Consider the following 21,734-nt stretch of genomic DNA (forward strand, 5'->3'; position numbering starts at 1 on the left):
CGGTAAAGCCCCCGCATGAGCAACCGCCCCGATCTTCCGCCCGAAATCGCCCGCCGCCGGACATTCGCGATCATCTCGCATCCGGACGCCGGCAAGACCACGCTGACCGAGAAGTTCCTGCTGTATGGCGGCGCGATTCAGATGGCAGGGCAGGTGCGGGCCAAGGGCGAGGCGCGGCGCACGCGGTCGGACTTCATGAAGATGGAGCAGGACCGCGGCATCTCGGTTTCGGCCTCGGCCATGTCATTCGATTTCGACGGACATCGCTTCAACCTGGTCGACACGCCGGGCCACAGCGACTTTTCCGAGGACACCTATCGCACGCTGACGGCGGTGGATGCGGCGATCATGGTGATCGACGGCGCGAAGGGCGTCGAATCGCAGACCCGCAAGCTGTTCGAGGTCTGCCGGCTGCGTGACCTGCCGATCCTGACCTTCTGCAACAAGATGGACCGCGAATCCCGCGACACCTTCGAGATCATCGACGAGATCCAGGAGAACCTGGCCATCGACGTGGCGCCGGCCAGCTGGCCCATCGGCGTCGGGCGCGACTTCATCGGCTGCTACGACATGCTGAACGACCGGCTGGAGTTGATGGACCGCGCCGACCGCAACAAGGTGGCGGAATCGATCAAGCTGAACGGCTTGGACGATCCGCGCATGTCGGATCACATCCCCGCCGACCTGCTGGAAAAGCTGCGCGAGGAAGTCGAGATGGCGCGCGAGCTGCTGCCTGCCTTTGACCGCAAGTCGTTCCTGGAAGGGCACATGACGCCGATCTGGTTCGGCAGCGCGATCAACAGCTTTGGCGTGCAGGAGCTGATGAAGGGCATCGCGCAATACGGGCCCCCGCCGCAGCCCCAGAACAGCGCGGAGCGCGAGATCGCGCCCGAGGAGACGCCGGTCACCGGCTTTGTCTTCAAGGTGCAGGCCAACATGGACCCCAAGCACCGCGACCGCGTGGCCTTTGTCCGCCTGGCCTCGGGGCATTTCGAGCGCGGCATGAAGATGGTCCATGTGCGGTCGAAAAAGCCGATGGCCGTGTCGAACCCGGTCCTGTTCCTGGCGGCTGACCGCGAACTGGCCGAGGAGGCCTGGGCAGGCGACATCATCGGCATTCCGAACCACGGCCAGCTGCGCATCGGCGATGCCCTGACCGAGGGCGAGGCGCTGCGCTTTACCGGCATCCCGTCTTTCGCGCCGGAACTGCTGCAGTCGGTGCGGGCGACCGATCCGATGAAGGCCAAGCACCTGGAAAAGGCGCTGATGCAGTTCGCCGAAGAGGGCGCGGCCAAGGTGTTCAAGCCCGCCATCGGGTCGGGCTTCATCGTGGGTGTCGTGGGCGCGCTGCAGTTCGAGGTGCTGGCCAGCCGGATCGAGCTGGAATACGGCATCCCCGTCCGCTTCGAGGGCAGCCAGTTCACCAGCGCAAGGTGGGTGAGCGGCTCCAAGGACAAGGTCGAGGCATTTGCCAACGCCAACAAGCAGCACCTGGCCCATGACCATGACGGCGACCTGGTCTTTTTGACGCGCCTGCAATGGGACATCGACCGCATCGGCCGGGATCACCCCGACCTCAGGCTGACCGCCACCAAGGAGATGATGGTCTAGCGCGCGGTCTGCCCGAAGGCCATGCCGTCCAGTTCCTGCCCCCGGTCATCGACCGGGTGGCACCAGACCTTGAATCCTGTCAGCCTGTGCGGCCCGAAACTGGACAGCATCGGCACATCCGCCGCGTCATGCCCCCGTGCCACGACGACCCGCCCAAGCCGGCGTTCATTGTTGCGCGGATCAAAGGTCCACCAGCGGCCCGACAGGAACACCTCGATCCAGGCGGCGAAATCCATCGGTGCCTCGACCTTGGGCACGCCGATATCGCCGACATAACCGTTCACGTAGCGGGCCGGGATGTTCAGCGCGCGCAGATAGGCCAGCGCCAGATGGGCAAAGTCGCGGCAGACGCCCGTGCCGCCCTGGCTGGCATCGTTCGCGGTGCGAAAGACCGACGCGGTACCGTAGTCAAAGCGCAGCACCTTGTGCCCGTGATCCAGGACCGCCTGCACGCGGCCCCATCCTGCGGGCACATTGCCGAACAGGTCCCAGGCCTGCTGCGACAGGACGTCGCTTTCGACATAGCGCGAGGGCATCAGGTACATCAGCGCCTCGTCGGGCAAATCCTCGACCGCCATTTCCCGCGCCTCGGGGTCCATGTCGTCCCAAGCCTCGCGGGCGTTCAGGGTGACGTCGCCGTACAGGACGAATTCGCCCGGAGGCGCGATCATCCGCCGGCAGATATTGTCGAACCGGTCGCGATATTCGTGGATCTCCACCTCGGGGGTGGTGGTCACCTGTTCGGGAGAAACAAAATCGGAATGCCGTGCCGCCTCGGGGGCGACAAGGCAGATCAAAGGGGTCGGCTGTTCGACCGTGACCCGGAATTCATGGCCGACCCTGATGCGCATCAGGCGACCGAGGCGTCCATGGTGATCTCGGCGTTCAGCAGCTTGCTGATCGGGCAGCCGGCCTTGGCCTTTTCGGCCACTTCCATGACCTTTGCCTCGTCCGCATCGGCGGTGATGGTGGTGGTCAGGTGGGCCTTCTTGACCGCGAACCCGTCGCCTTCCTTGTCCATCGAGATGTCGGAGGTGGTCTGGATGGACACGCCCGTGATGCCTTCCTGTTCCAGCATCATGGCCAGCGCCATCGAGAAGCATGAGGCATGGGCCGCACCCACCAGTTCCTCGGGGTTGGTGCCGGGCTTGTCCTCGAAGCGGGTGTTGAAGCCATAGGGCTGCGCGTCAAGCGCGCCCGACTTGGTCGAAACCTGCCCCTTGCCTTCCTTCAGTCCGCCTTCCCATTTCGCCGATCCGGTACGGGTGATCATCGTGACATCCTTTGATGGGGTTCCTTGATCGCCCCCAACGCGGCCGGCAGGCTGCGGGTTCACCCTGCCGCGACGATCAGCCGCTGATGTTCTGCGATGGCATAGCGGTCGGTCATGCCGGACACGTAATCCAGAACATGGCGCGCCCGCTGCGTCTGGTCGGGCAGCAGCGCCGCCGCCTGGGCCCATTGCGGCGGCATCATCTGCGGGTCGTCCAGATAGAGCGGAAAGAGGTCGTGCAGCATCTGCGTCACGCGGGTGCGCTCGACCACCACTGAAGGCGCGCGATACATGCGCTGGAACAGAAAGGACTTGATCGCCTTGATGTTCTGATAGAGCGGCTTGGAAAAGCGGATGATCGGGCCGTCCATGTTGCGGATCTCATCCGCCGAATGCGGCTGCAGCCCCGTCAGGCGGTTCTGGGCGACCGCGATCACGTCCTCGACCATGACGCCAAAGACGCGGCGCAGCGCCTCGTAGCGGCGGCGGGTCGGGTCGAGGCCCGGATAAAGGCGGTCGACCTCGGCGAAGGCCGGACCGATCACCGGCAGTTCGGACAGTTCCGCCTCGGTGAACAGCTCGGCCCGCAGCCCGTCATGCAGGTCGTGGTGGTTATAGGCCACGTCATCGGCGACGGCGGCCACCTGCGCCTCGGCGCTGGCATTGGTGTGCAGTTCCAGGTCCCACTGCGCATTCACCTCCGCCAGCGCATAGGGCAGGTCCCCGGTGACGGGGCCGTTGTGCTTGGCGATGCCCTCCAATGACTCCCAGGTCAGGTTCAGCCCGTCGAAATCGGCATAGTGGCGCTCCAGCCGCGTGACGATGCGCAGGGCCTGGGCGTTGTGGTCGAAGCCGCCATAGGGCGCCATCAGCTCGGCCAGCGCGTCCTCTCCGGTATGGCCAAAGGGCGGGTGGCCCAGGTCATGCGCCAGGGCGACCGTCTCGGCCAGGTCGGTATTCAGGCCCAGGGCGCCGGCGATGGTGCGCGCCACCTGCGCGACCTCGATCGTGTGGGTTAGCCGGGTGCGGAAGTAATCGCCGCGATAGGCGTCGCCGTCATGTTCGACAAAGACCTGCGTCTTGTGCTTCAGCCGCCGGAAGGCGCTGGAATGGATGATGCGGTCGCGGTCCCGCTGCCAGGGCGAGCGGAAGGTGGACAGCTGTTCCGGATGCAGGCGGCCGCGGCTGTCCTGCGGATGGCAGGCATATGGCGCCAGGGAAGCGGGTGTCGAGGTCAAGGGCTGTGGCCTTCCTTGCGGGTTGCAGGGCCAGACCCTATATTTGATGCCTACGGACGAAAACGGGAACGCCCCATGAACCTGCCCCCCAAAGTGACCGACCGCGCCTTTGAACGCCTGGCCAAGATCAACGCCGGCAAGGACCCGGTGCCGCTGCGCGTGGCCGTGTCGGGCGGCGGCTGTTCGGGGTTCCAGTACGACATCCGCCTGGACCGTCCCGAAGCGGACGACCTGGTCCTGGAAAGCGCGGGGCAGCAGGTCGTGGTTGATCCCGTGTCGCTGCCCTATCTGGCGGGCGCGGTCATCGACTTCACGGATGAACTGATCGGCGCGCGCTTCGTGATCGAAAACCCCAACGCCACCAGCAGTTGCGGCTGCGGGACGTCCTTTTCGATGTGATGGGGCTGCGGCGGGATGCGGTTGCCAATCCCCCGCCGGCCGCTAAAGATGCGGCCATGAAAATCGCAAGCTTCAACATCAACGGCGTCAAGGCCCGCATCCAGGCGCTGACCGACTGGCTGGCGGCGACCGATGCCGATCTGGTCGTCCTTCAGGAAATCAAGTCGGTGGACGAGGGTTTCCCGCGCGAGCATTTCCAGGACCTGGGCTGGAGCGTGGAGACCCACGGCCAGAAGGGCTTCAACGGCGTGGCCATCCTGTCGCGCCTGCCGCTGGAGGACGTGACCCGCGGACTGCCCGGCGACGACAGCGACGAACAGGCCCGCTATATCGAGGCGACGGTGGTCGGCGCGCAGGCGGTGCGGGTCGCGGGGCTGTACCTGCCGAACGGCAACCCGGCGCCGGGGCCGAAATACGACTACAAGCTGGCTTGGATGGAGCGGTTGCGCGGGCGGGCCGTCGAATTGCTGGCGCTGGAGATGCCGGTCGTGATGCTGGGCGACTACAATGTCATCCCCGAGCCGCGCGACGTGGCCCATCCGCAGAACTGGTTGGAGGACGCGCTGTTCCTGCCGCAAAGCCGCGCGGCGCTGCGCAGCATCGTGAACCAGGGCTGGACCGACGCAATCCGCATCCGCGACCCCTGGGCCAGTCGTGGGCCCTTCACCTTCTGGGATTATCAGGCGAATTCCTGGCAGCGCGACAACGGCATCCGCATCGACCACCTGCTGCTGTCGCCGCAGGCCGCTGACCTGATGACCGAGGCCGGGGTAGACCGCGACGTGCGGGCGGGGGAAAAGCCCAGCGACCACGTCCCGGTCTGGGTGCGGCTGGCTGCCTAGACCACCAGCACGCCCGAGTGCTTGGCCTTGTGCTCGGGCTCCACATGGATCGTGATCTGTGCATCGGGCAGCTTTGCCTTCAGCGAGGTTTCGATCCGGTCGCAGATGACATGGGCGTCGGCCACGGTTGTCTGTCCGTCCACCACCAGGTGAAAGTCAATGAAGGTGACCGCCCCGGCATGGCGGGTGCGCAGGTCATGCGCCTCCAGCGCGCCGGTGCCGCAATCCGAGATGATCTCACGGATGGTGGTCAGGGTCCGGGCGGGAACAGCTTCGTCCATCAAGCCGCTCAGCGAGGCGGCCATCACCTTCCAGCCCGACCACAGGATGTTGATGCCGACCAGCATCGCCAGCACCGGGTCAAGGATTGCCCAGCCCGTCGCGGCCGCCAGCCCCACGCCCAGCAGGACCCCGGCCGACGAGATCACGTCCGACAGCAGGTGCCGCCCGTCCGCCACCAGCGCGGGCGACCGCAGCCGCCGCCCTTGGCGGATCAGCACGGCGCACCAGGCGGCGTTCAGCACCCCCGCCACGGCATTGATCGCCATGCCCGCGCCGGCCTGCTGGATCTGGCGCGGTTCCTGAAAGGCGAACCAAGCCTCGCGCAGGATCAGCAGCGCGGCCGAGATGATCAGCACGCCTTCCAGCACGGCGCTGAAGAACTCGGCCTTGTGGTGTCCGTAGGGATGTCCCTGGTCTGCAGGCCGTTGCGCGACACGGATCGCCACCAGCGCAGCCACTGCCGTCGCGACATTGACGATGCTTTCCAGCGCATCCGACATCAGCGCGACCGATCCGGTCAGGCGCCAGGCCAGCGTCTTGATGCCCAGGACCACCAGGCCGACAAGGATGCTGCCGATGGCGATTTTCAGCGTGCTGGACATGATCCGGCCTTCCTGCGTCTGCCCAACCCCCATGCGGTGCGCGTGTCGCAGATGAGGGACGTGATCTCAACCCGGAACGGCATCATTCTTGCCGAAAGCGGCGGGCGGGCAGGGGGCCGTGCCCCTGCCTGCGAAACAGGGACCGGCGGTGCCGCGCAACCGGCAGGCAGGCGCGGAACAGGCTGACCCGACCGCAGGGATCGGGGCAGCCCGCGGCGTCATTCGTCGCTTTGGCGTTCGTCGTCGCCGAAGCGGGCGTCATCCGCGAACTCGTCCTCGCCCTCGTTCACGAATTTGGCGCTCAGCGCGATCGAGTGGTTGTCATGACCCGGATCCATCACGACGTCCGACGGGATCTCGCCCGTCAGCCATTCGCGCAGTTCCTCGCGGATCTCCGCGGGTTCCTGACCGGTCGCTTCGGCCAGATAGGCCACGAAGGCGCGCTGGTCGCCGTCGATCTCGTCCAGATCGCTCTCGTCGGCGTCGGGCCACTTGTCGAGGATGGCCTCATAGAAGGCCGCCCAGTTTTCCTGCACATGGTGCCACTTCATCAATAACCTCCTGCGGGGATCGCACCCTGGAACCAGCGGGCCGCCCCAGTAATGTCTTCGCCGACACCGGCGACCGTGTTGCATCCGGCAAGTATGCCACAAGCCAGCAAGGTAACCCAAAACATCCGCATCAGTTCGCCTCCTTCCACCAGACTTCAGGAAGAAAGCCCGGCCAGTCGCCGTAAATCGGTTGGCGATCAGGATATTTCAGATCGGCCGCATGGGCCAGCCGCGAGATCGGCGAGAAGCTGACCGGGATCACGTAGCGCCCGGCGGTCAGCACCCGGTCCAGCGCCTTGACGGCGGCGGTGAATTCCTCGGTCGTCCCGGCCCGCACCATCGTGTCGATCAGCGCCTCGGCCGCGGGGCTGTCCATGCCCATCCAGTTGCGGCTGCCCGGCGTCGTGACGCCGTCGCGGCCCCAGTAGAGGCGCTGTTCGTTGCCTGGCGACAGCGACAGGCCGCGCTCGTACCAGGTCATGTCGAACTGGTAGTTGTTCGTGCGCTCCACATATTGGGCCGCGTCCAGCAGCGTGACGCGCGGCGTGATCCCAAGCGGGCGCAGCGCCTCCACGTAGATGTTGACGATCTGCTGGGTTTCCGATCCCGACCGCATGGCGGTGCCGTTTTGGTTCAGCAGGATCTCGAAATCGAAGGGCCGGCCCTGGTCATCGCGCATCCGGCCGTCCTGGATGGTCCAGCCGGCTTCCTCCATCAGGGCCTGAGCCCGGCGCAGCGCCGGGCGGTCCATGGCGCGCTCGCTGCCCTCGGGCAGGCTGTAGCCGTCCAGCGTGCCGGGCGGCAGGTCGTTTGCGAAGGGTTCCAGCAGCTCGGCCACGCGCCCGGTCGCCGGGCCCTCGTCCATGGCTAGGACCGAGTTCGAGAAATACGAGGTGATGCGCGGGTCGGTGCCGCCGTTCAGCGTCTGGTTGATGAAGCGGAAATTGAACATCTCGATCATCGCCTGGCGCACGCGCCAGTCGTCGAAGATCGGATTGCGGGTGTTCATGACCAGGCCCACGATGCCGGAGGGCCGTTCGTTCGCGATCTCGGACTTGATCACGTCACCGCGGGTCACCAGCGGGAATTCATATTCGGCGGCCCATTTCTGCGCCGACAGCTCGCGCCAGACGGTGACCTCGCCGGCCTTGAACGCCTCGAACATCGCGTTGGCATCGCCGAAATAGTCATAGCGGATTTCGTCCAGGTTGTTCAGGCCCGCCATCAGTGGCAGGTCCTTCGCCCAATACTCCGGGTTGCGGCGGAAGGTGATCGAGCGTCCCGGATCAACCCGGTCGATGACATAGGGACCGCTGCCGATCGGCGGCTCCAGGCTGGACTGGGTGAAATCTTGGCCTTCCCACTGCGCCTTTTTCAGGATCGGGCGCATGCCCATCAGCAGGGGCAGTTCCCGGTCCTGTTCGGTGAAGGTCAGGCGGATGCTGCGCTCTCCGGTCTGTTCCATGCTGGCCACCTTGGACCAGGCGCTTTGATAGCGGGGATGGCCCTGCGTCCCGAGCGTCTCATAGGACCACATCACGTCCTCGACCATGACCGGGCTGCCGTCGGAAAACCGCGCCTCGGGGCGCAGCGTGAATTCGACCCATGACCGGTCGGGCGCCGTTTCGATTGTCTCGGCCAGCAGGCCGTAGAGGGTGAAAGGCTCGTCGATGGACCGCATCATCAGCGACTCGGTCACGTGGAGGCCCACGCCCCAGGCCGCGTTGCCCTTGAGGATCCAGGGTTTGAGAGAGTCGAAGCCACCCGGTTCCGCCATCCGAATCGCACCGCCCTTGGGGGCAGAGGGATTTGCATAGGGCAGATGGGCGAAGTCCTCCTGCAGTTGAGGTTCTCCATACATTGCAATGCCATGGGCAGGGCCGGCAAGGCTTGCCAGCGGCATTGCTGCAACACTGGCCACCAGGCTCAGGATCATCGGCAGGGCGCCCCTGATCGCGAATTTGTTAAGGTTTTTTAAGATTCGCATCGCCTGCTGCCCCTTGGGTCGTTCTTTGGTCGCGATATCAACAGCCTCGGCAACGGTGCGTCAACCAAGCCCGGAAGATGGGTGTTGGACTCGGGCGGTTCCTCGCGTATAAATAACTCACTGCTCGATAGGTTTCTTGCCTGTATGAAACCTGCCTCATGACTTGCGCCCGCCTTGTGCGGGCGCTTTTTTTTTCCCAAGCTGCACCCGCAACAGCGGCCCCGCATCCCTGCGTCCGGGCCGAACGCAACCTGGGAGCTAGCGATGTTCGAGCAATTCCTCAAAGGCAAGACAGCCATCGTGACGGGGTCGAATTCCGGAATCGGGCTGGGGGTCGCCGAACGTCTGGGTCGCGCCGGCGCGGACCTGGTCCTGAACAGCTTCACCGAGCGCGACGAGGATCACGCCCTGGCCGACCGCCTGGCGGCAGAGCTGGGGGTGCGCGTGCGCTATGTCCGCGCCGACATGTCAAAGGGTGCGGAGTGCCGCGACCTGATCCGGCAGGCGGGCGCATGCGACATCCTGGTCAACAACGCGGGGATCCAGCATGTCGCGGCCATCCCGGATTTTCCGGCCGAGAAATGGGACGCCATCATCGCCATCAACCTCAGCTCGGCCTTCCACACGACGGCGGCCGCGCTGCCGATGATGCGCGAGGCCGGCTGGGGCAGGGTGATCAACATCGCATCCGCCCATGGCCTGACGGCCAGCCCCTACAAGTCGGCCTATGTCGCGGCCAAACACGGCATCGTCGGCTTTACCAAGGTGACGGGACTGGAGACCGCGCGCGAGGCGATCACCTGCAACGCGATCTGCCCGGGCTATGTGCTGACGCCGCTGGTCGAGGCGCAGATCCCCGACACGATGGCGAAATACGGCATGGGGCGGGAAGAGGTGATCGAGAAGGTGCTGTTGGAACGTCAGCCGTCCAAGGAATTCGCGACGACCGAGCAGCTGGGGGATACGGCCGTCTTTCTGTGCAGCGATGCGGCGGCCCAGATCACCGGCACGACGATCAGCGTCGACGGCGGCTGGACGGCGCTTTGAGGGGGAACCGCAGGGGGCAGGCGGCGTTCGCCTGAAGACAGTGCAAGAGGTAGGAAGATGAAGGGAATTGTTGCGTGGTTTCTGGGGGTTCCGGTCGTCGTGATCGTGATCCTCTATGTGCTCGGCATCTTCTGATGTCCTGGGGCGCCCCATGATGACGGGGCGCCCATCCTTCCGATCCGGGCTTGGTCAGCCAAGCGCGCTCTGGATTGCGGGGATGTCCGAATTCGTCAGGGTCTTGGCGACTTCCTTGCGCAGCCGCAGCTGCAGTTCCTTGTGGTAATGCTTGCGCATGACGCCGAGCGAGGAGGGGTCCGCGATGATCGCCACATCCTCCATCTTGTGCTTCAGCACCATCTTGTTCAGGTGCCGCGTCAGCTGCGCCGCGAATCCCGCCTCCTCCTCGTCGCGGGGCGAGATCTCGTCCAGCACCGGCGTGGTTGCGGGATCCGACAGGCTGGCAGGCGTCACCGTCTCCATCTGGACAAGTTCGATCCCGTGGCGCGCGACGTTGCGGAAGATGCTGGCAGAGTGGCCGTCCGCGACGACCACAACGGTGTTGTGGGGCAACATGCTCTGTTCCTTCTGATCTGCTCGTCTGATGCCCAACGCGGCCGCACCCGCGCTAGTTGCAGCCCTCGCAGAAGCGGCGAATCCGCGCCACCGCCTCCTGCAGGACCTCGTCTCCGGTGGCGTAGGAGATGCGGAAATGCGGGCTGAGGCCGAAGGCGGCGCCAAAGACCACCGCTACGCCCTCTTCGTCCAGCAGGGCGTTGGCGAAGGCCTCGTCATCGGTGATGCGGGTGCCGCCGGCCGAGGTCATGCCCAGAAGCCCCGCCATCGACGGATAGACATAGAAGGCGCCCTGCGGCACCGGGCAATCCAGCCCCGGGCAGACATTCAGCCCCGCCACCACCAGGTCGCGACGGCGCTGAAAGACGGCACGGCTGTCGCGGACATAATCCTGCGGCCCGGTCAGCGCGGCTTCGGCCGCATATTGGCTGACCGAACAGGGATTTGAGGTCGACTGTGACTGCAGCTTGGCCATCGCCTTGATCAGCGGCTCGGGTGCGGCGCCGTATCCGATGCGCCAGCCGGTCATGGCATAGGACTTGCTGACGCCGTTCATGGTCAGCACCCGATCCTTCAGCGCCGGCTCGACCTGGGCAGGGGTGCAGAATTCGAAGCCGTCGAAGACCAGGTGTTCATAGATGTCGTCCGACAGGACCCAGACCTGCGGATGGCGCAGCAACACATCGCACAAGGCCCGCATCTGCGCCCGGTCATAGCCCGCCCCGGAAGGGTTCGAAGGCGAGTTGAGGATCAGCCATTTGGTGCGCGGGGTGATCGCCGCCTCCAGCGCCTCCGGGGTCAGGCGGAAACCTATGCTTTGCGGACATTCCACGATCACCGGAACACCGCCTGCCAGCAGCACCATGTCGGGATAGCTGACCCAGTAGGGGGCGGGCACGATGACCTCGTCGCCGTCATCCAGGGTGGCCATCAGGGCGTTGAACAGGATCTGCTTGCCGCCCGTTCCCACGGTGATCTGCGAGGGCGCATAGTCCAACTCGTTCTCGCGCGCGAACTTGTCGGCAATGGCGCGCTTCAGCGAAGGGGTGCCGTCGACGGCGGTATAGCGGGTGTGCCCTGCATCAATGGCGGCTTTTGCCGCATCGCGCACGTGTTCAGGCGTGTCGAAGTCGGGCTCTCCGGCCGACAGCCCGATGATGTCGCGTCCCGCCGCCCGCAGCTCTGCGGCACGGGTGGTCATGGCGATCGTGGGCGATGGCTTGATGCGGGCCAGCCGGCCGGAAATGAACGCCATGGAAAACCTCGTCTCTGTGCATTTGATCGCTTCCGGCTTACGCCTGCGGACCCCGCCTCACAAGCGGGGCTGCGTCCAGGGGCGGATCGCCGCGGCGGCGCCTCCGGGGGCGGTTGCCTGTTGACGGGCAGAGGGCGTGGCCGCAAGACGGGACAGGGGGCTGCTGCCTGTTGCGGACAGCGGCCCCGATGGAACGCCTGCAGGAGGTTCTGGCCGATGGCTGAGACGATGGAAACCCGCGAACACCGCCTGAAACGGCTGCACATGCGCAGCTGGCGCCGCGGCATGAAGGAGATGGACCTGATCCTGGGCCATTTTGCCGATGATTGCCTGGACAAGCTGTCCGGGGACGAGCTGGACCTCTACGAGCGGATGCTGGGCGAAAATGACCAGGACCTCTATCTGTGGGTCACGGCGCGGATCGGCGAGGGTCCGGGGCCGGACCGGGGCGCCCCGGATCTGCTGGCGCCGATGCTGGACCGCATCGCGCGTCATGCCGCGACCCGTTTCGCCGCCGATCGTTAGAGTTTTCATCAATCTGCATCTGCCGGGGCCGGGCTTTAACTGAAGATTGTCTTTTTCATGTCAATGTCAGGACATGACGAACAGGACAGGATCATCTCGCGCCATGCTCGCACCCGCCCCCCGCGACCCTCTTCCGACGGTCGATCACTGCCAATCCGCCGCCTTGCCCGACATGACCGAGGCCTATCTGGAATCGCTTCAGCTGCTGGAGCGGATGCACAGGTTGATGCTGGATCTGGTCAAGGACGAATTCGAACGCCTTCATCGGGGTGATCTGACCCCCGTGCAGGCCATGATCCTCTATAACCTGGGCGAGGCGGAGGTTTCCGCCGGGGAGCTGCGCTCGCGCGGGATGTATCAGGGATCGAATGTCAGCTACAATCTCAAGAAGCTGGTCGCGATGGGCTATGTCCATCACGAGCGCTGCGATCTGGACCGCCGCTCGGTCCGGGTGCGCCTGACCCCCGACGGGCAGCAGGTCCGGGATATGGTGCACCGGCTTTTCCTGCGGCATGCGGAAGGGCTGTCCATGTCCGGGGTTCTGGAAGATCCGCCGCTGGAGCAGGTGAACCTCCAGAACCGCCGCATCGAGCGGTTCTGGAGCGAGCAGATCCGATATATCTATTGACCGGGTTGGCGGTCGCTACGCCGCCCGCCCGTCACCAGTGGCCGGTGTTTTCCATGCTGGACCACGGCTCCTGCGGGGGCAGATGGTCGCCTTCCTGCAGCAGCTCGATCGAGATGTTGTCGGGACTGCGCACAAAGGCCATGTGCCCGTCGCGCGGGGGGCGGTTGATGGTGACGCCCGCGTCCATCAGCGTCTGGCACATCTCGTAGATGTTGCCGACGCGATAGGCCAGGTGACCGAAATGGCGGCTGTCTGAAGGCAGGCCCTCGTCGCCGTCCCAGTTCCAGGTCAGTTCCACCGGGCATTCCGCCTGGCCCGGCGGCGCCATGAAGACCAGGCTGAAGCGGCCCTTGTCGTTGTCGATGCGGCGCGTCTCCTCCAGCCCCAGCAGGCGGAAGAATTCCATCGTGCGGTCCAGGTCCTTCACGCGGACCATCGTGTGCAGATAGCGGATGTTCATGGGCATCTCCTGTCTTTGCGGGTGCAGACTGTCACGGTCGTGCCCGGCGGACAACAGCCTGTGGCGGAGGGGCTAACCGGCGCATATGCCGGTTGTCCGGTGGCGGATCTTGACTTAGGACGAGGGCCACCCCACCGCCCGAAAGGACCCTGCGCCATGCCCCTCACGCCCGACCAGCAGGCCGAGATCGACAGCCTGCGCGCAACGCCGCGCCAGACGCTACGCGCCGTCTCAGAGGGGATGGAGCAGCATCTTTATGTGGCCCATCCGGTGCTGGATCACGGCCTGGTCCGCGTCATCGACTACATGGGCGACGATGCGGCGATCTGCCAGGCGGCGCGGGTCAGCTATGGCAAGGGCACCAAGTCGGTGCAGAATGACGAGGGGCTGATCCGCTACCTGATGCGGCACTGGCATTCGACGCCCTTCGAGATGTGCGAGGTCAAGTTCCACGTCAAGCTGCCGGTCTTCGTGGCCCGCCAGTGGATCCGCCACCGCACCGCCAACGTGAACGAATATTCCGCGCGGTATTCGATCCTGGACCGGGAATTCTACATCCCGGCACCCGAGCAACTGGCCGCACAGTCCAGCCAGAACAACCAGGGCCGGGGCGAGGTGCTGCAGGGCGCCGAGGCCGCCCGGGTCCTGGACCTGCTGCGCGAGGACGCGATGCGCAGCTATGACAACTACGAGGCGATGTTGAGCCAGGAGGGCCAGCAGGGGCTGGCGCGCGAACTGGCGCGGATGAACCTGCCGGCCAACATCTATACCCAGTGGTACTGGAAGGTGAACCTGCACAACCTGCTGCATTTCCTGCGGCTGCGGGCCGATGCCCATGCGCAGTACGAGATCCGGGCCTATGCCGAGGTCATGTGCGACATCACCCGCGACTGGGTGCCGGCCGCCTTCAATGCCTTCCGCGACTATCGGATGAACGCGGTCAACCTGTCGGCCCAGGCCGCGGCCGCGCTGAAGCGCCGCCTGGCCGGCGAGGTCGTGACGCAGGAGACATCGGGCATGGGCGCCCGCGAATGGCGCGAATTCCAGGAGGTCTGGGGCTGACAGCCCAAGACATGTCCACCCATCCAGCCCCGCGTGCCCCGGCCCGCGGGGCTTTTTCGTGACACCTTCCCCGCGCCGGGAACGCTGCCTGTCATAAAAGCGTCACCAGAATCATACATAGGCGTCACAGCCCGTCATTAGGGGTGCAGCGACGATAACCAGTTCCACCTCTCTGGAGTACAGACATGAAGAGCTTCGGTCTTACCGCCACGGCATTGTCCGTGATCGCCCTTTCGGCCACCGCTGCGGCGGCGCGCGACCAGATCCGCATCGTCGGCTCGTCGACGGTCTTCCCCTATACCCAGGCCGTTGCCGAAGAGTTCTCGAACCAGACCGGCGCACCGGCCCCGATCGTCGAATCGACCGGCACGGGCGGCGGCATGCAGATCTTCTGCGAAGGCGTGGGCGAAAACACGGCCGACATCACCGGCGCCTCGCGGGCGATGACCAAGTCGGAATACGACCTCTGCGTCTCGAACGGCGTGACCGACATCACCGAGGCGATGATCGGCTATGACGGTCTGGTCATGGCAGTTGCCCGCAACAGCGAGGCCGACTGGAACCTGACGCTGGAGCAGGTCTATCTGGCCCTGGCGGCCGAGATCGTCCAGGACGGCAAGCTGGTCCCGAACCCCTACATGAACTGGTCCGAGATCGACGCATCGCTGCCCAACGTGGCGATCACCGTGATGGGGCCCCCGCCGACCTCGGGCACCCGCGACGCCTTTGTCGAACTGGCGATGCATGCCGGCTGTGAAGAGAACGCCGCCGCGATGGAACTGGCCGAAGCGGCCGAGAAGAAGTCGGACTGGGTCAAGGAAAACTGCTCGCGCATGCGCACCGACGGCCCGTTCATCGAGGCTGGCGAGAACGACAACCTGATCGTGCAGCGCCTGAACACCGATCCGAACGCCCTGGGCATCTTCGGCTATTCCTTCCTGTATGAAAACATGGACACGCTGATCGACGTGCACCTGAACGGCGTCGACGCCGAGATGGAGACGATCGCTTCGGGGGAATACCCGCTGTCGCGTCCGCTGTTCTTCTACGTCAAGGACGCGCATCGCGGCGTGATCCCGAACCTGCAGGAATTCGTCGAGGAATACATGTCCGAGAACGCCCTGTCGGACACGGGCTACCTGTCCGAGCGCGGGCTGGTCGCGCTGCCCGCCGACGAGCGTGCCGAGCTTCAGGCGCGCGTGACCTCGGGCGAGGGTGACTTCGCGGTCTCCGAATAAGCCCTTCGGCCCGTCCCGCGCGATGCGGGGCGGGCCATCACGATCGCGAGGATCCCATGACAGGTCTGGCCTTTGCCCTGCTGCTGAGCGCGTCTCTGGCAGCATACATGATCAACCGGCGGGCGGCACTGGCCCTGCGTGATCGCGGCGAGCGGTTGCACTCGCTCGGCATGTTCCACGGGCTTTACGGCCTTTTGCTGATCATGGTTCCGGCGGTTGTGGTGACGGTCCTGTGGATCATGCTGCAGAACGGCGCGATCAATGCGCTGACCATGTCGGGGCTGCCCGACGGCGTTCTGGACGAGGCCGCGAACCGGGAGCTGGTCCTGTCCGAGATCCAGTCCCTGGCGCAGGGCCGCGTCTTCGGCACGCCCGAGCCCTGGAAGCTGGAGGCCGCCGAACGCATGAACGGCCTGCGGTCGACCTCGGCCTGGCTGATGGTGGCCGTGGTCGCGGCGCTGTCGGCGGTCCTGCTTCTCGTCTCGCGCCGCCAAGTCGCGGCGGCGTTCCGCGCCCGCCAGGCGGTCGAGCGGATCGTGATGGGGCTGATGATCGCCTGTTCGCTGGTGGCGGTCATCGTCACCTTCGGCATCGTCTTTTCGCTGGTCTTCGAATCGGTCCGCTTCTTCCAGATGGTGCCGCTGACGGACTTCCTGTTCGGCACTCGGTGGGAGCCGCAGATGCCGATCCGTGCCGACCAGATCGCGGCCGAAGGCGCCTTCGGCGTGCTGCCCGTCTTTCTGGGCACGCTGGTCATCACCTTCGTGGCCATCGCCATCTCTGTCCCGATCGGGCTGATGTCGGCGATCTATCTGAACGAATTCGCGGACCGGCGCTTTCGTGCCGTGGCCAAGCCGATCCTGGAGCTGCTGGCCGGCATCCCGACTGTGGTCTACGGCTTCTTCGCCATCCTGACCGTCGCGCCTGCGCTGCGGGCCTGGGGGGCGGCGCTTGGCATCCCCGTGGCGCCCAATACCGCGCTGGCCGCCGGTGGGGTGATGGCCATCATGCTGATCCCCTTCATCTCGTCCTTTGCCGATGACGCGCTGTCGGCGGTGCCGCGGTCGCTGCGCGATGGCGCCATCGCCCTGGGCGCGACACGGTCGGAGACCGTCCTGAACGTGCTGTTCCCCGCCGCCATCCCGGGCATCGTGGGCGGCGTCCTGCTGGCCGTCAGCCGCGCCATCGGCGAGACGATGATCGTGCTGATGGCCGCGGGCCTGATCGCCAAGATGACGCTGAATCCCCTGGACAGCGTGACGACGGTGACGGTGCAGATCGTGACGCTGCTGATCGGCGACACCGCCTTTGACAGCCCCAAGACGCTGGCCGCCTTTGCCCTGGGCCTGATGCTGTTCATCGTCACCCTGTTCATCAACATCCTGGCGCTGCGCATCGTGCGCAAGTACCGCGAACAATACGATTGAGGCCTGCGATGACCGATCTTCCCCACCAGCGCAGCAAGCCCGCGCCGACCTGGTCCTCGGACGAGTTCAAGGGTCGGTTGGCCCGCCGCCACCGGAAGGAGGCGGGGCTGAAGTTCCTGGGTCTGGCCGCGATCATGCTGGCCTTCCTGATGCTGGGCATCCTGCTGTGGACGCTGATCTCGGGCGGGGCGCAGGCCTTCCGGCAGACCCATGTGACGCTGGACGTGCCGGTTTCGGCGCAGATGGTGGACGCCGCCGATCCGGCCAAGGGCAACTATCGCGGCGTCATCGCTGAGGCCATGCAGGCAACCTTTCCCGATGCCCCGCAGGAACGGATGCGCGGGCTGTCGAGCATCGTGTCGAACGCGGCGCAGTTCGTGGTGCGCGACCGTGTGGTCGAGGACCCGTCCTTGATCGGTGAGACCATCCAGATCCGCGTCCCGGTGTCGGACGTCTATGACCAGCTGAACAAGGGCAACGTCGACGAACTGTCCGACGAATCCACCCGCCGCCTCAGCGATGCGGACATTGCCGCCTTCCGCCAGCTGGAGGCTGAGAGGCGCATCTCGCTGCCCTTCAACTGGGCGCTGTTCACCCAGGCCGACTCGCGCTTTCCCGAACTGGCGGGCCTGAAGGGCGCGATCATCGGGTCCTTCTACGCGCTGCTGGTCTGCTTCCTGATCTCGTTCCCGCTGGGCATCGGCGCGGCGATCTACCTGGAGGAATTCGCCCCCAAGAGCCGCCTGAGCGACATCATCGAGGTGAACATCAACAACCTGGCCGCCGTGCCCTCAGTCGTCTTCGGCCTGCTGGGTCTGGCCGTCTTCCTGAACTGGTTCGGGATGCAGCGTTCGGCGCCCTTCGTGGGCGGGCTGGTGCTGGCGCTGATGACGCTGCCCACGATCATCATCGCAACGCGGGCCGCGCTGAAGGCCGTGCCGCCGTCGATCCGAGAGGCGGCCCTGGGCGTCGGCGCATCGAAACAGCAGGTCGTCTTTGGCCATGTCCTGCCGCTGGCCATGCCGGGCATCCTGACCGGCACGATCATCGGCCTGGCCCAGGCCCTGGGCGAAACCGCGCCGCTGCTGCTGATCGGCATGAACGCCTTTGTTACCTCGGCCCCCGCCACGCCCTTTGACGCCTCGACCGCCCTTCCCACCCAGATCTTCATCTGGGCCGACAGCCCGGAACGCGGCTTTGTCGCGCGGACCTCGGCCGCGATCCTGGTCCTGCTGGGCTTCCTGGTGCTGATGAACGCCTTGGCCATCTACCTGCGCAGCAAGTTCGAGCGCCGTTGGTAATCTTGCAAGGACATCCTACCATGTATGACACGACCCGAACGGAGACCGCTGTGAGCCAGCAGGACATCAAGATCTCGGCCAGCAACGTGCAGGTCTTCTATGGCGACAAGCAGGCCATCAAGGACGTGAACGTCGGCATCCTCGACAAGACCGTGACTGCCTTCATCGGCCCCTCGGGCTGCGGGAAGTCGACCTTCCTGCGCTGCATCAACCGGATGAACGACACGATCGACAGCGCCCGGATCGAGGGCGAGATCCGTCTGGACGGACAGGACATCTATGACCGCCGCGTGGACCCCGTGCAGCTGCGCGCCCGCGTCGGCATGGTCTTCCAGAAGCCGAACCCCTTTCCCAAGTCGATCTATGACAACGTGGCCTATGGTCCCCGCATCCACGGACTGGCCCGCACCAAGGCCGACCTGGACGGGATCGTGGAAGGCGCGCTGCGCGGTGCCGCCCTGTGGAACGAGGTCAAGGATCGCTTGGCCGAGCCGGGCACCGGCCTCTCGGGCGGCCAGCAGCAGCGCCTGTGCATCGCGCGCGCCGTCGCGACCGCACCCGAGGTCCTGCTGATGGACGAGCCGTGCTCTGCCCTGGACCCGATCGCCACCAGCCAGGTCGAGGAGCTGATCGACCAGCTGCGCGAGCGCTATTCGGTCGTCATCGTGACGCATTCGATGCAGCAGGCCGCCCGGGTCAGCCAGAAGACCGCCTTCTTCCACCTCGGCAACCTGGTGGAATACGGCGACACCAACGACATCTTCACGCGCCCGCGCGACAGCAGGACGGAAGCCTATATCTCGGGCCGGATCGGCTGAGGCCTTCGAAAGGACAGGACATGAACCGCGACAAGCACATCTCGTCGGCCTTCGACCGCGACCTGGAGACGATCCAGGCCATGGTGGTCAAGATGGGCGGCATGGTCGAGGCCGCGATCACCGACGCCGCGACCGCGCTGGACACCCGCGACGAGGAGCTGGCCGAGGAGGTCCGCCGCCGCGACAAGGCCATCGACGCGCTGGAGGCGCAGATCAACGAGGATGCCGCCCGGCTGATCGCCCTGCGCGCCCCCACCGCGACTGACCTGCGCATGGTACTGGCGGTGATCAAGATCTCGGCCTCGCTGGAACGGGTCGGCGATTATTCTAAGAACATGGCCAAGCGCACCGAGGTCCTGTCGCATCTGCCGGTCATCGAAGGGGCGGGGATCGCCCTGCGCCGGATGAGCCAGGCCGTGAACAAGATGCTGCAGGACGCGCTGGACAGCTATATCCGCCGCGATGCCGACCTGGCCCAAGACGTGCGCCAGCGCGACCTGGAGGTGGACCAGATGTACAACGCCCTGTTCCGCGAATTCCTGACCCACATGATGGAGGATCCGCGCAACATCACCCCCTGCATGCATCTGCATTTCATCGCCAAGAACGTGGAGCGCATGGGCGATCATGCCACCACCATCGCCGAGCAGGTCGTCTATCTGGTCACCGGTGATCTGCCCGACGAGGCGCGCCCCAAAAGCAACAGTGTGCCGGTCGTTCCGGCGGGCGGGGCTTGATCATGTCGCGTCAGGCCCCCTGCGTTCTGGTCGTCGAGGATGAGGGCGCGCAGCGCGAGGTCCTGCACTACAACCTCGAGGCCGAGGGCTTCGACGTGGTGGTCGCGGACAATGGCGAGGATGCGCTGCTGCTGGTCCAGGAGGAGCAGCCCGACCTGATCGTGCTGGACTGGATGCTGCCCAAGGTCAGCGGCATCGAGGTCTGCCGGCAGGTCAAGGCGGACCCTTCGACCCGCAACATCCCGATCATCATGCTCTCCGCCCGCAGCGAAGAGGTCGACCGTGTGCGCGGCCTGGAAACCGGCGCCGACGACTATGTGGTGAAACCCTATTCCGTTGTCGAGCTGATGGCCCGCCTGCGCACGCAGCTGCGCCGCACCCGCCCCGCCACCATGGGCGAACGGCTGAGCTTTGGCGACATCATCCTGGACGCGGCCGAACATCGGGTCTTTCGCGGCGGCCAGGCCCTGCACCTGGGCCCGACCGAGTTCCGGCTGCTGTCCACGCTGATGGAAAAGCCGGGCCGGGTCTGGACGCGCGAACAGCTGCTGGACCGGGTCTGGGGTCGGGACATCTATGTCGACACCCGCACCATTGACGTTCATGTCGGCCGGCTGCGCAAGGCGCTGATGCAGAACGGCGGCGACAACCCGGTGCGGACGGTCCGCGGCACGGGCTACGCCCTGGGCTGAGGGGGCGGGCCGTCAGGTCACCTGCGTGACCAGATCGCCCAGGCCCTCGATCCCGACCGTCATCGTCTGGCCGCGCCGGACCGGACCCACGCCCGCGGGCGTGCCGGTAAAGATCAGGTCCCCGGGCGCCAGCCGCACCAGACGCGACAGGTGGGCGATGATCTGGGCCACGGGCCAGATCATCTGCGACAGGCAGGCGTCCTGGCGGATCTGCCCGTCCACCTCCAGAGTGATGCGGCCCTTGTCCATCGGCCCCGTCTGGTCCACCGGGGAAACCGGCCCGCAGGGTGCCGAGGCGTCAAAGCCCTTGGCCATGTCCCAGGGCCGGCCCATCCGCTTGGCCTCGGCCTGAAGATCGCGGCGTGTCATGTCATTGCCGGCGGCATGGCCCCAGATCAGCCGTTGCGCATCCGCCGCCGCGACGTCGCTGCCGCCCGCGCCCAGGGCCACGACCAGTTCGGCCTCGAAATGCAGATCGCCGGTGGCGGGCGGATAGGGCAGGGGCGCCCCGTCCGTCAGCAGCGCGTCGGCGGGTTTCGTGAAGAAGAACGGCGGCTCGCGATCGGGGTCATGCCCCATCTCGCGGGCGTGGTCGGCATAGTTGCGCCCCACGCAGAAGATGCGCCGCACCGGAAAACGGTCGGTGCTGCCCTGCACGGGCAGGGACGGGACCTGCGGTGCCGGGATGACAAAGCCGCTCATGAGGCGAACAGGCCATCGAAATCGGCAAAGCCCTTGACCTCGATCGGGTTGCCCGACGGGTCAAAGAAGAACATCGTCCGCTGCTCGCCCGGTTCCCCCTCGAACCGGATCACCGGGGGGATGTCAAAGGCGATGCCCTGCGCCTGCAGGCGATCCGCCAGCGCCAGCCAGTCCGGCAGCCGCAGCACCACGCCCAGATGCGGCATCATCACCATGTGCGGCCCCACCCGGCCGGTGCGCGTGGTGGGAAAGGGCGTTCCCAGATGCAGCGACAGCTGGTGTCCGAAAAAGTCGAAATCGACCCAGGTATCGGTCGAACGCCCCTCGGCGCAGCCCAGGACGCCGCCATAGAACCGGCGCGCCTCATCCAGATCCGTGACATGGATGGCTAGGTGGAACAGGGATTTCATGCAGGTCTCCGCTCGATGCTCCGGCCATTTGTGCACGGCCTGCAAATGCGGCGCAAGCGGGTTGCGGCGGCGGA

At 65.7% G+C, this 21,734-nt stretch carries 24 protein-coding genes; 13 read left to right on the forward strand and 11 right to left on the reverse strand.

Annotated elements, in window-relative coordinates; all coding sequences use genetic code 11:
* Window positions 1-15: 15 nt before the first annotated feature.
* Window positions 16-1,611 carry a peptide chain release factor 3 gene (locus ACNR9W_RS06480; protein ID WP_419268033.1) on the forward strand — a complete coding sequence of 532 codons (1,596 nt, stop codon included), beginning with the start codon at window positions 16-18 and terminating at the stop codon, window positions 1,609-1,611.
* Here the strand turns inward: ACNR9W_RS06480 and ACNR9W_RS06485 are convergent.
* Genes ACNR9W_RS06485 through ACNR9W_RS06495 form a run of 3 tightly spaced genes read right to left on the reverse strand, consistent with a single transcriptional unit; the run spans window position 1,608 to window position 4,122 of the window.
* Entirely contained in the window at window positions 1,608-2,462 is an 855-nt protein-coding gene (locus tag ACNR9W_RS06485; RefSeq protein WP_419268034.1) for a transglutaminase-like domain-containing protein, read from the reverse strand. The two genes, ACNR9W_RS06480 and ACNR9W_RS06485, sit on opposite strands and share 4 nt — an antisense overlap.
* Entirely contained in the window at window positions 2,462-2,884 is a 423-nt protein-coding gene (locus ACNR9W_RS06490; protein WP_419268035.1) for an OsmC family protein, read from the reverse strand. The genes ACNR9W_RS06485 and ACNR9W_RS06490 overlap by 1 nt, the downstream gene beginning before the upstream one ends.
* Window positions 2,885-2,943: 59 nt before the next feature.
* The gene (locus tag ACNR9W_RS06495; protein ID WP_419268036.1) at window positions 2,944-4,122 is read right to left on the reverse strand and encodes a deoxyguanosinetriphosphate triphosphohydrolase; all 1,179 of its coding nucleotides are present in this window, start codon (window positions 4,120-4,122) and stop codon (window positions 2,944-2,946) included.
* A gap of 75 nt (window positions 4,123-4,197) precedes the next feature.
* Here ACNR9W_RS06495 and ACNR9W_RS06500 point away from each other — a divergent pair, with 75 nt between their 5' ends.
* Both ACNR9W_RS06500 and xth read left to right on the forward strand, forming a co-directional pair.
* On the forward strand, window positions 4,198-4,521 hold the full coding sequence (locus ACNR9W_RS06500) for a HesB/IscA family protein (protein ID WP_419268037.1): 324 nt from the start codon (window positions 4,198-4,200) through the stop codon (window positions 4,519-4,521).
* 56 nt (window positions 4,522-4,577) lie between these two features.
* A complete protein-coding gene (gene xth / locus ACNR9W_RS06505) occupies window positions 4,578-5,363 on the forward strand; it encodes an exodeoxyribonuclease III (protein WP_419268038.1) in 786 nt (261 codons plus the stop codon).
* Here xth and ACNR9W_RS06510 read toward each other — a convergent pair.
* From ACNR9W_RS06510 to ACNR9W_RS06520, 3 genes are all read right to left on the reverse strand, one after another.
* Window positions 5,360-6,247 (reverse strand): cation diffusion facilitator family transporter, encoded by an 888-nt coding sequence (locus ACNR9W_RS06510; protein ID WP_419268039.1) that lies wholly within the window; start codon window positions 6,245-6,247, stop codon window positions 5,360-5,362. The two genes, xth and ACNR9W_RS06510, sit on opposite strands and share 4 nt — an antisense overlap.
* Window positions 6,248-6,465: 218 nt before the next feature.
* On the reverse strand, window positions 6,466-6,798 hold the full coding sequence (locus ACNR9W_RS06515; RefSeq protein WP_419268040.1) for a hypothetical protein: 333 nt from the start codon (window positions 6,796-6,798) through the stop codon (window positions 6,466-6,468).
* 130 nt (window positions 6,799-6,928) lie between these two features.
* On the reverse strand, window positions 6,929-8,734 hold the full coding sequence (locus tag ACNR9W_RS06520) for an extracellular solute-binding protein (protein WP_419268041.1): 1,806 nt from the start codon (window positions 8,732-8,734) through the stop codon (window positions 6,929-6,931).
* 315 nt (window positions 8,735-9,049) lie between these two features.
* Here ACNR9W_RS06520 and ACNR9W_RS06525 point away from each other — a divergent pair, with 315 nt between their 5' ends.
* Window positions 9,050-9,832, forward strand: coding sequence for a 3-hydroxybutyrate dehydrogenase (locus ACNR9W_RS06525; protein WP_419268042.1), 783 nt, complete (start codon window positions 9,050-9,052; stop codon window positions 9,830-9,832).
* A 189-nt stretch (window positions 9,833-10,021) separates the two neighbouring features.
* Here ACNR9W_RS06525 and ACNR9W_RS06530 read toward each other — a convergent pair whose 3' ends face one another.
* Together ACNR9W_RS06530 and ACNR9W_RS06535 are read right to left on the reverse strand one after the other, a co-directional pair.
* Window positions 10,022-10,405, reverse strand: coding sequence for a baeRF12 domain-containing protein (locus ACNR9W_RS06530; protein ID WP_419268043.1), 384 nt, complete (start codon window positions 10,403-10,405; stop codon window positions 10,022-10,024).
* 52 nt (window positions 10,406-10,457) lie between these two features.
* Window positions 10,458-11,660 carry a pyridoxal phosphate-dependent aminotransferase gene (locus tag ACNR9W_RS06535; protein WP_419268044.1) on the reverse strand — a complete coding sequence of 401 codons (1,203 nt, stop codon included), beginning with the start codon at window positions 11,658-11,660 and terminating at the stop codon, window positions 10,458-10,460.
* 216 nt (window positions 11,661-11,876) lie between these two features.
* Between ACNR9W_RS06535 and ACNR9W_RS06540 the strand changes: the two genes are divergently transcribed.
* Both ACNR9W_RS06540 and ACNR9W_RS06545 read left to right on the forward strand, forming a co-directional pair.
* Complete coding sequence (locus ACNR9W_RS06540) at window positions 11,877-12,185, forward strand: succinate dehydrogenase assembly factor 2 (protein WP_419268045.1); 309 nt, start codon at window positions 11,877-11,879, stop codon at window positions 12,183-12,185.
* A 172-nt stretch (window positions 12,186-12,357) separates the two neighbouring features.
* Window positions 12,358-12,813, forward strand: a complete 456-nt coding sequence (locus ACNR9W_RS06545; RefSeq protein WP_419268352.1) for a MarR family winged helix-turn-helix transcriptional regulator — start codon at window positions 12,358-12,360, stop codon at window positions 12,811-12,813.
* 31 nt (window positions 12,814-12,844) lie between these two features.
* On the opposite strand, the gene ACNR9W_RS06550 is transcribed toward ACNR9W_RS06545, so the two are convergent.
* Window positions 12,845-13,273: a VOC family protein gene (locus ACNR9W_RS06550; protein ID WP_419268046.1), complete on the reverse strand. Its 429-nt coding sequence runs from the start codon at window positions 13,271-13,273 to the stop codon at window positions 12,845-12,847.
* A 156-nt stretch (window positions 13,274-13,429) separates the two neighbouring features.
* On the opposite strand from ACNR9W_RS06550, the gene thyX reads away from it, so the two are divergent.
* The 7 genes from thyX to phoB all read left to right on the forward strand — a co-directional run bounded on the left by thyX (window position 13,430) and on the right by phoB (window position 20,548).
* Window positions 13,430-14,335, forward strand: a complete 906-nt coding sequence (thyX, locus tag ACNR9W_RS06555) for an FAD-dependent thymidylate synthase (RefSeq protein ID WP_419268047.1) — start codon at window positions 13,430-13,432, stop codon at window positions 14,333-14,335.
* A gap of 221 nt (window positions 14,336-14,556) precedes the next feature.
* Entirely contained in the window at window positions 14,557-15,573 is a 1,017-nt protein-coding gene (locus tag ACNR9W_RS06560) for a substrate-binding domain-containing protein (RefSeq protein WP_419268048.1), read from the forward strand.
* A 56-nt stretch (window positions 15,574-15,629) separates the two neighbouring features.
* Window positions 15,630-17,000: a phosphate ABC transporter permease subunit PstC gene (gene pstC, locus ACNR9W_RS06565; protein WP_419268049.1), complete on the forward strand. Its 1,371-nt coding sequence runs from the start codon at window positions 15,630-15,632 to the stop codon at window positions 16,998-17,000.
* An 8-nt stretch (window positions 17,001-17,008) separates the two neighbouring features.
* On the forward strand, window positions 17,009-18,301 hold the full coding sequence (gene pstA, locus ACNR9W_RS06570; RefSeq protein WP_419268050.1) for a phosphate ABC transporter permease PstA: 1,293 nt from the start codon (window positions 17,009-17,011) through the stop codon (window positions 18,299-18,301).
* A 20-nt stretch (window positions 18,302-18,321) separates the two neighbouring features.
* Complete coding sequence (pstB, locus tag ACNR9W_RS06575; protein ID WP_419268051.1) at window positions 18,322-19,119, forward strand: phosphate ABC transporter ATP-binding protein PstB; 798 nt, start codon at window positions 18,322-18,324, stop codon at window positions 19,117-19,119.
* 20 nt (window positions 19,120-19,139) lie between these two features.
* The gene (gene phoU / locus ACNR9W_RS06580) at window positions 19,140-19,856 is read left to right on the forward strand and encodes a phosphate signaling complex protein PhoU (RefSeq protein WP_419268052.1); all 717 of its coding nucleotides are present in this window, start codon (window positions 19,140-19,142) and stop codon (window positions 19,854-19,856) included.
* A 2-nt stretch (window positions 19,857-19,858) separates the two neighbouring features.
* Window positions 19,859-20,548: a phosphate regulon transcriptional regulator PhoB gene (gene phoB / locus ACNR9W_RS06585; RefSeq protein ID WP_419268053.1), complete on the forward strand. Its 690-nt coding sequence runs from the start codon at window positions 19,859-19,861 to the stop codon at window positions 20,546-20,548.
* Between the two features lie 12 nt (window positions 20,549-20,560).
* On the opposite strand, the gene ACNR9W_RS06590 is transcribed toward phoB, so the two are convergent.
* A complete protein-coding gene (locus tag ACNR9W_RS06590) occupies window positions 20,561-21,250 on the reverse strand; it encodes a fumarylacetoacetate hydrolase family protein (RefSeq protein ID WP_419268054.1) in 690 nt (229 codons plus the stop codon).
* Window positions 21,247-21,660 (reverse strand): VOC family protein, encoded by a 414-nt coding sequence (locus tag ACNR9W_RS06595; RefSeq protein WP_419268055.1) that lies wholly within the window; start codon window positions 21,658-21,660, stop codon window positions 21,247-21,249. Before ACNR9W_RS06595 ends, ACNR9W_RS06590 begins: the two co-directional genes overlap by 4 nt.
* Between the last annotated feature and the right edge of the window lie 74 nt (window positions 21,661-21,734).

This window comes from Paracoccus sp. T5, from assembly GCF_048538155.2.
Classification (GTDB): domain Bacteria; phylum Pseudomonadota; class Alphaproteobacteria; order Rhodobacterales; family Rhodobacteraceae; genus Paracoccus.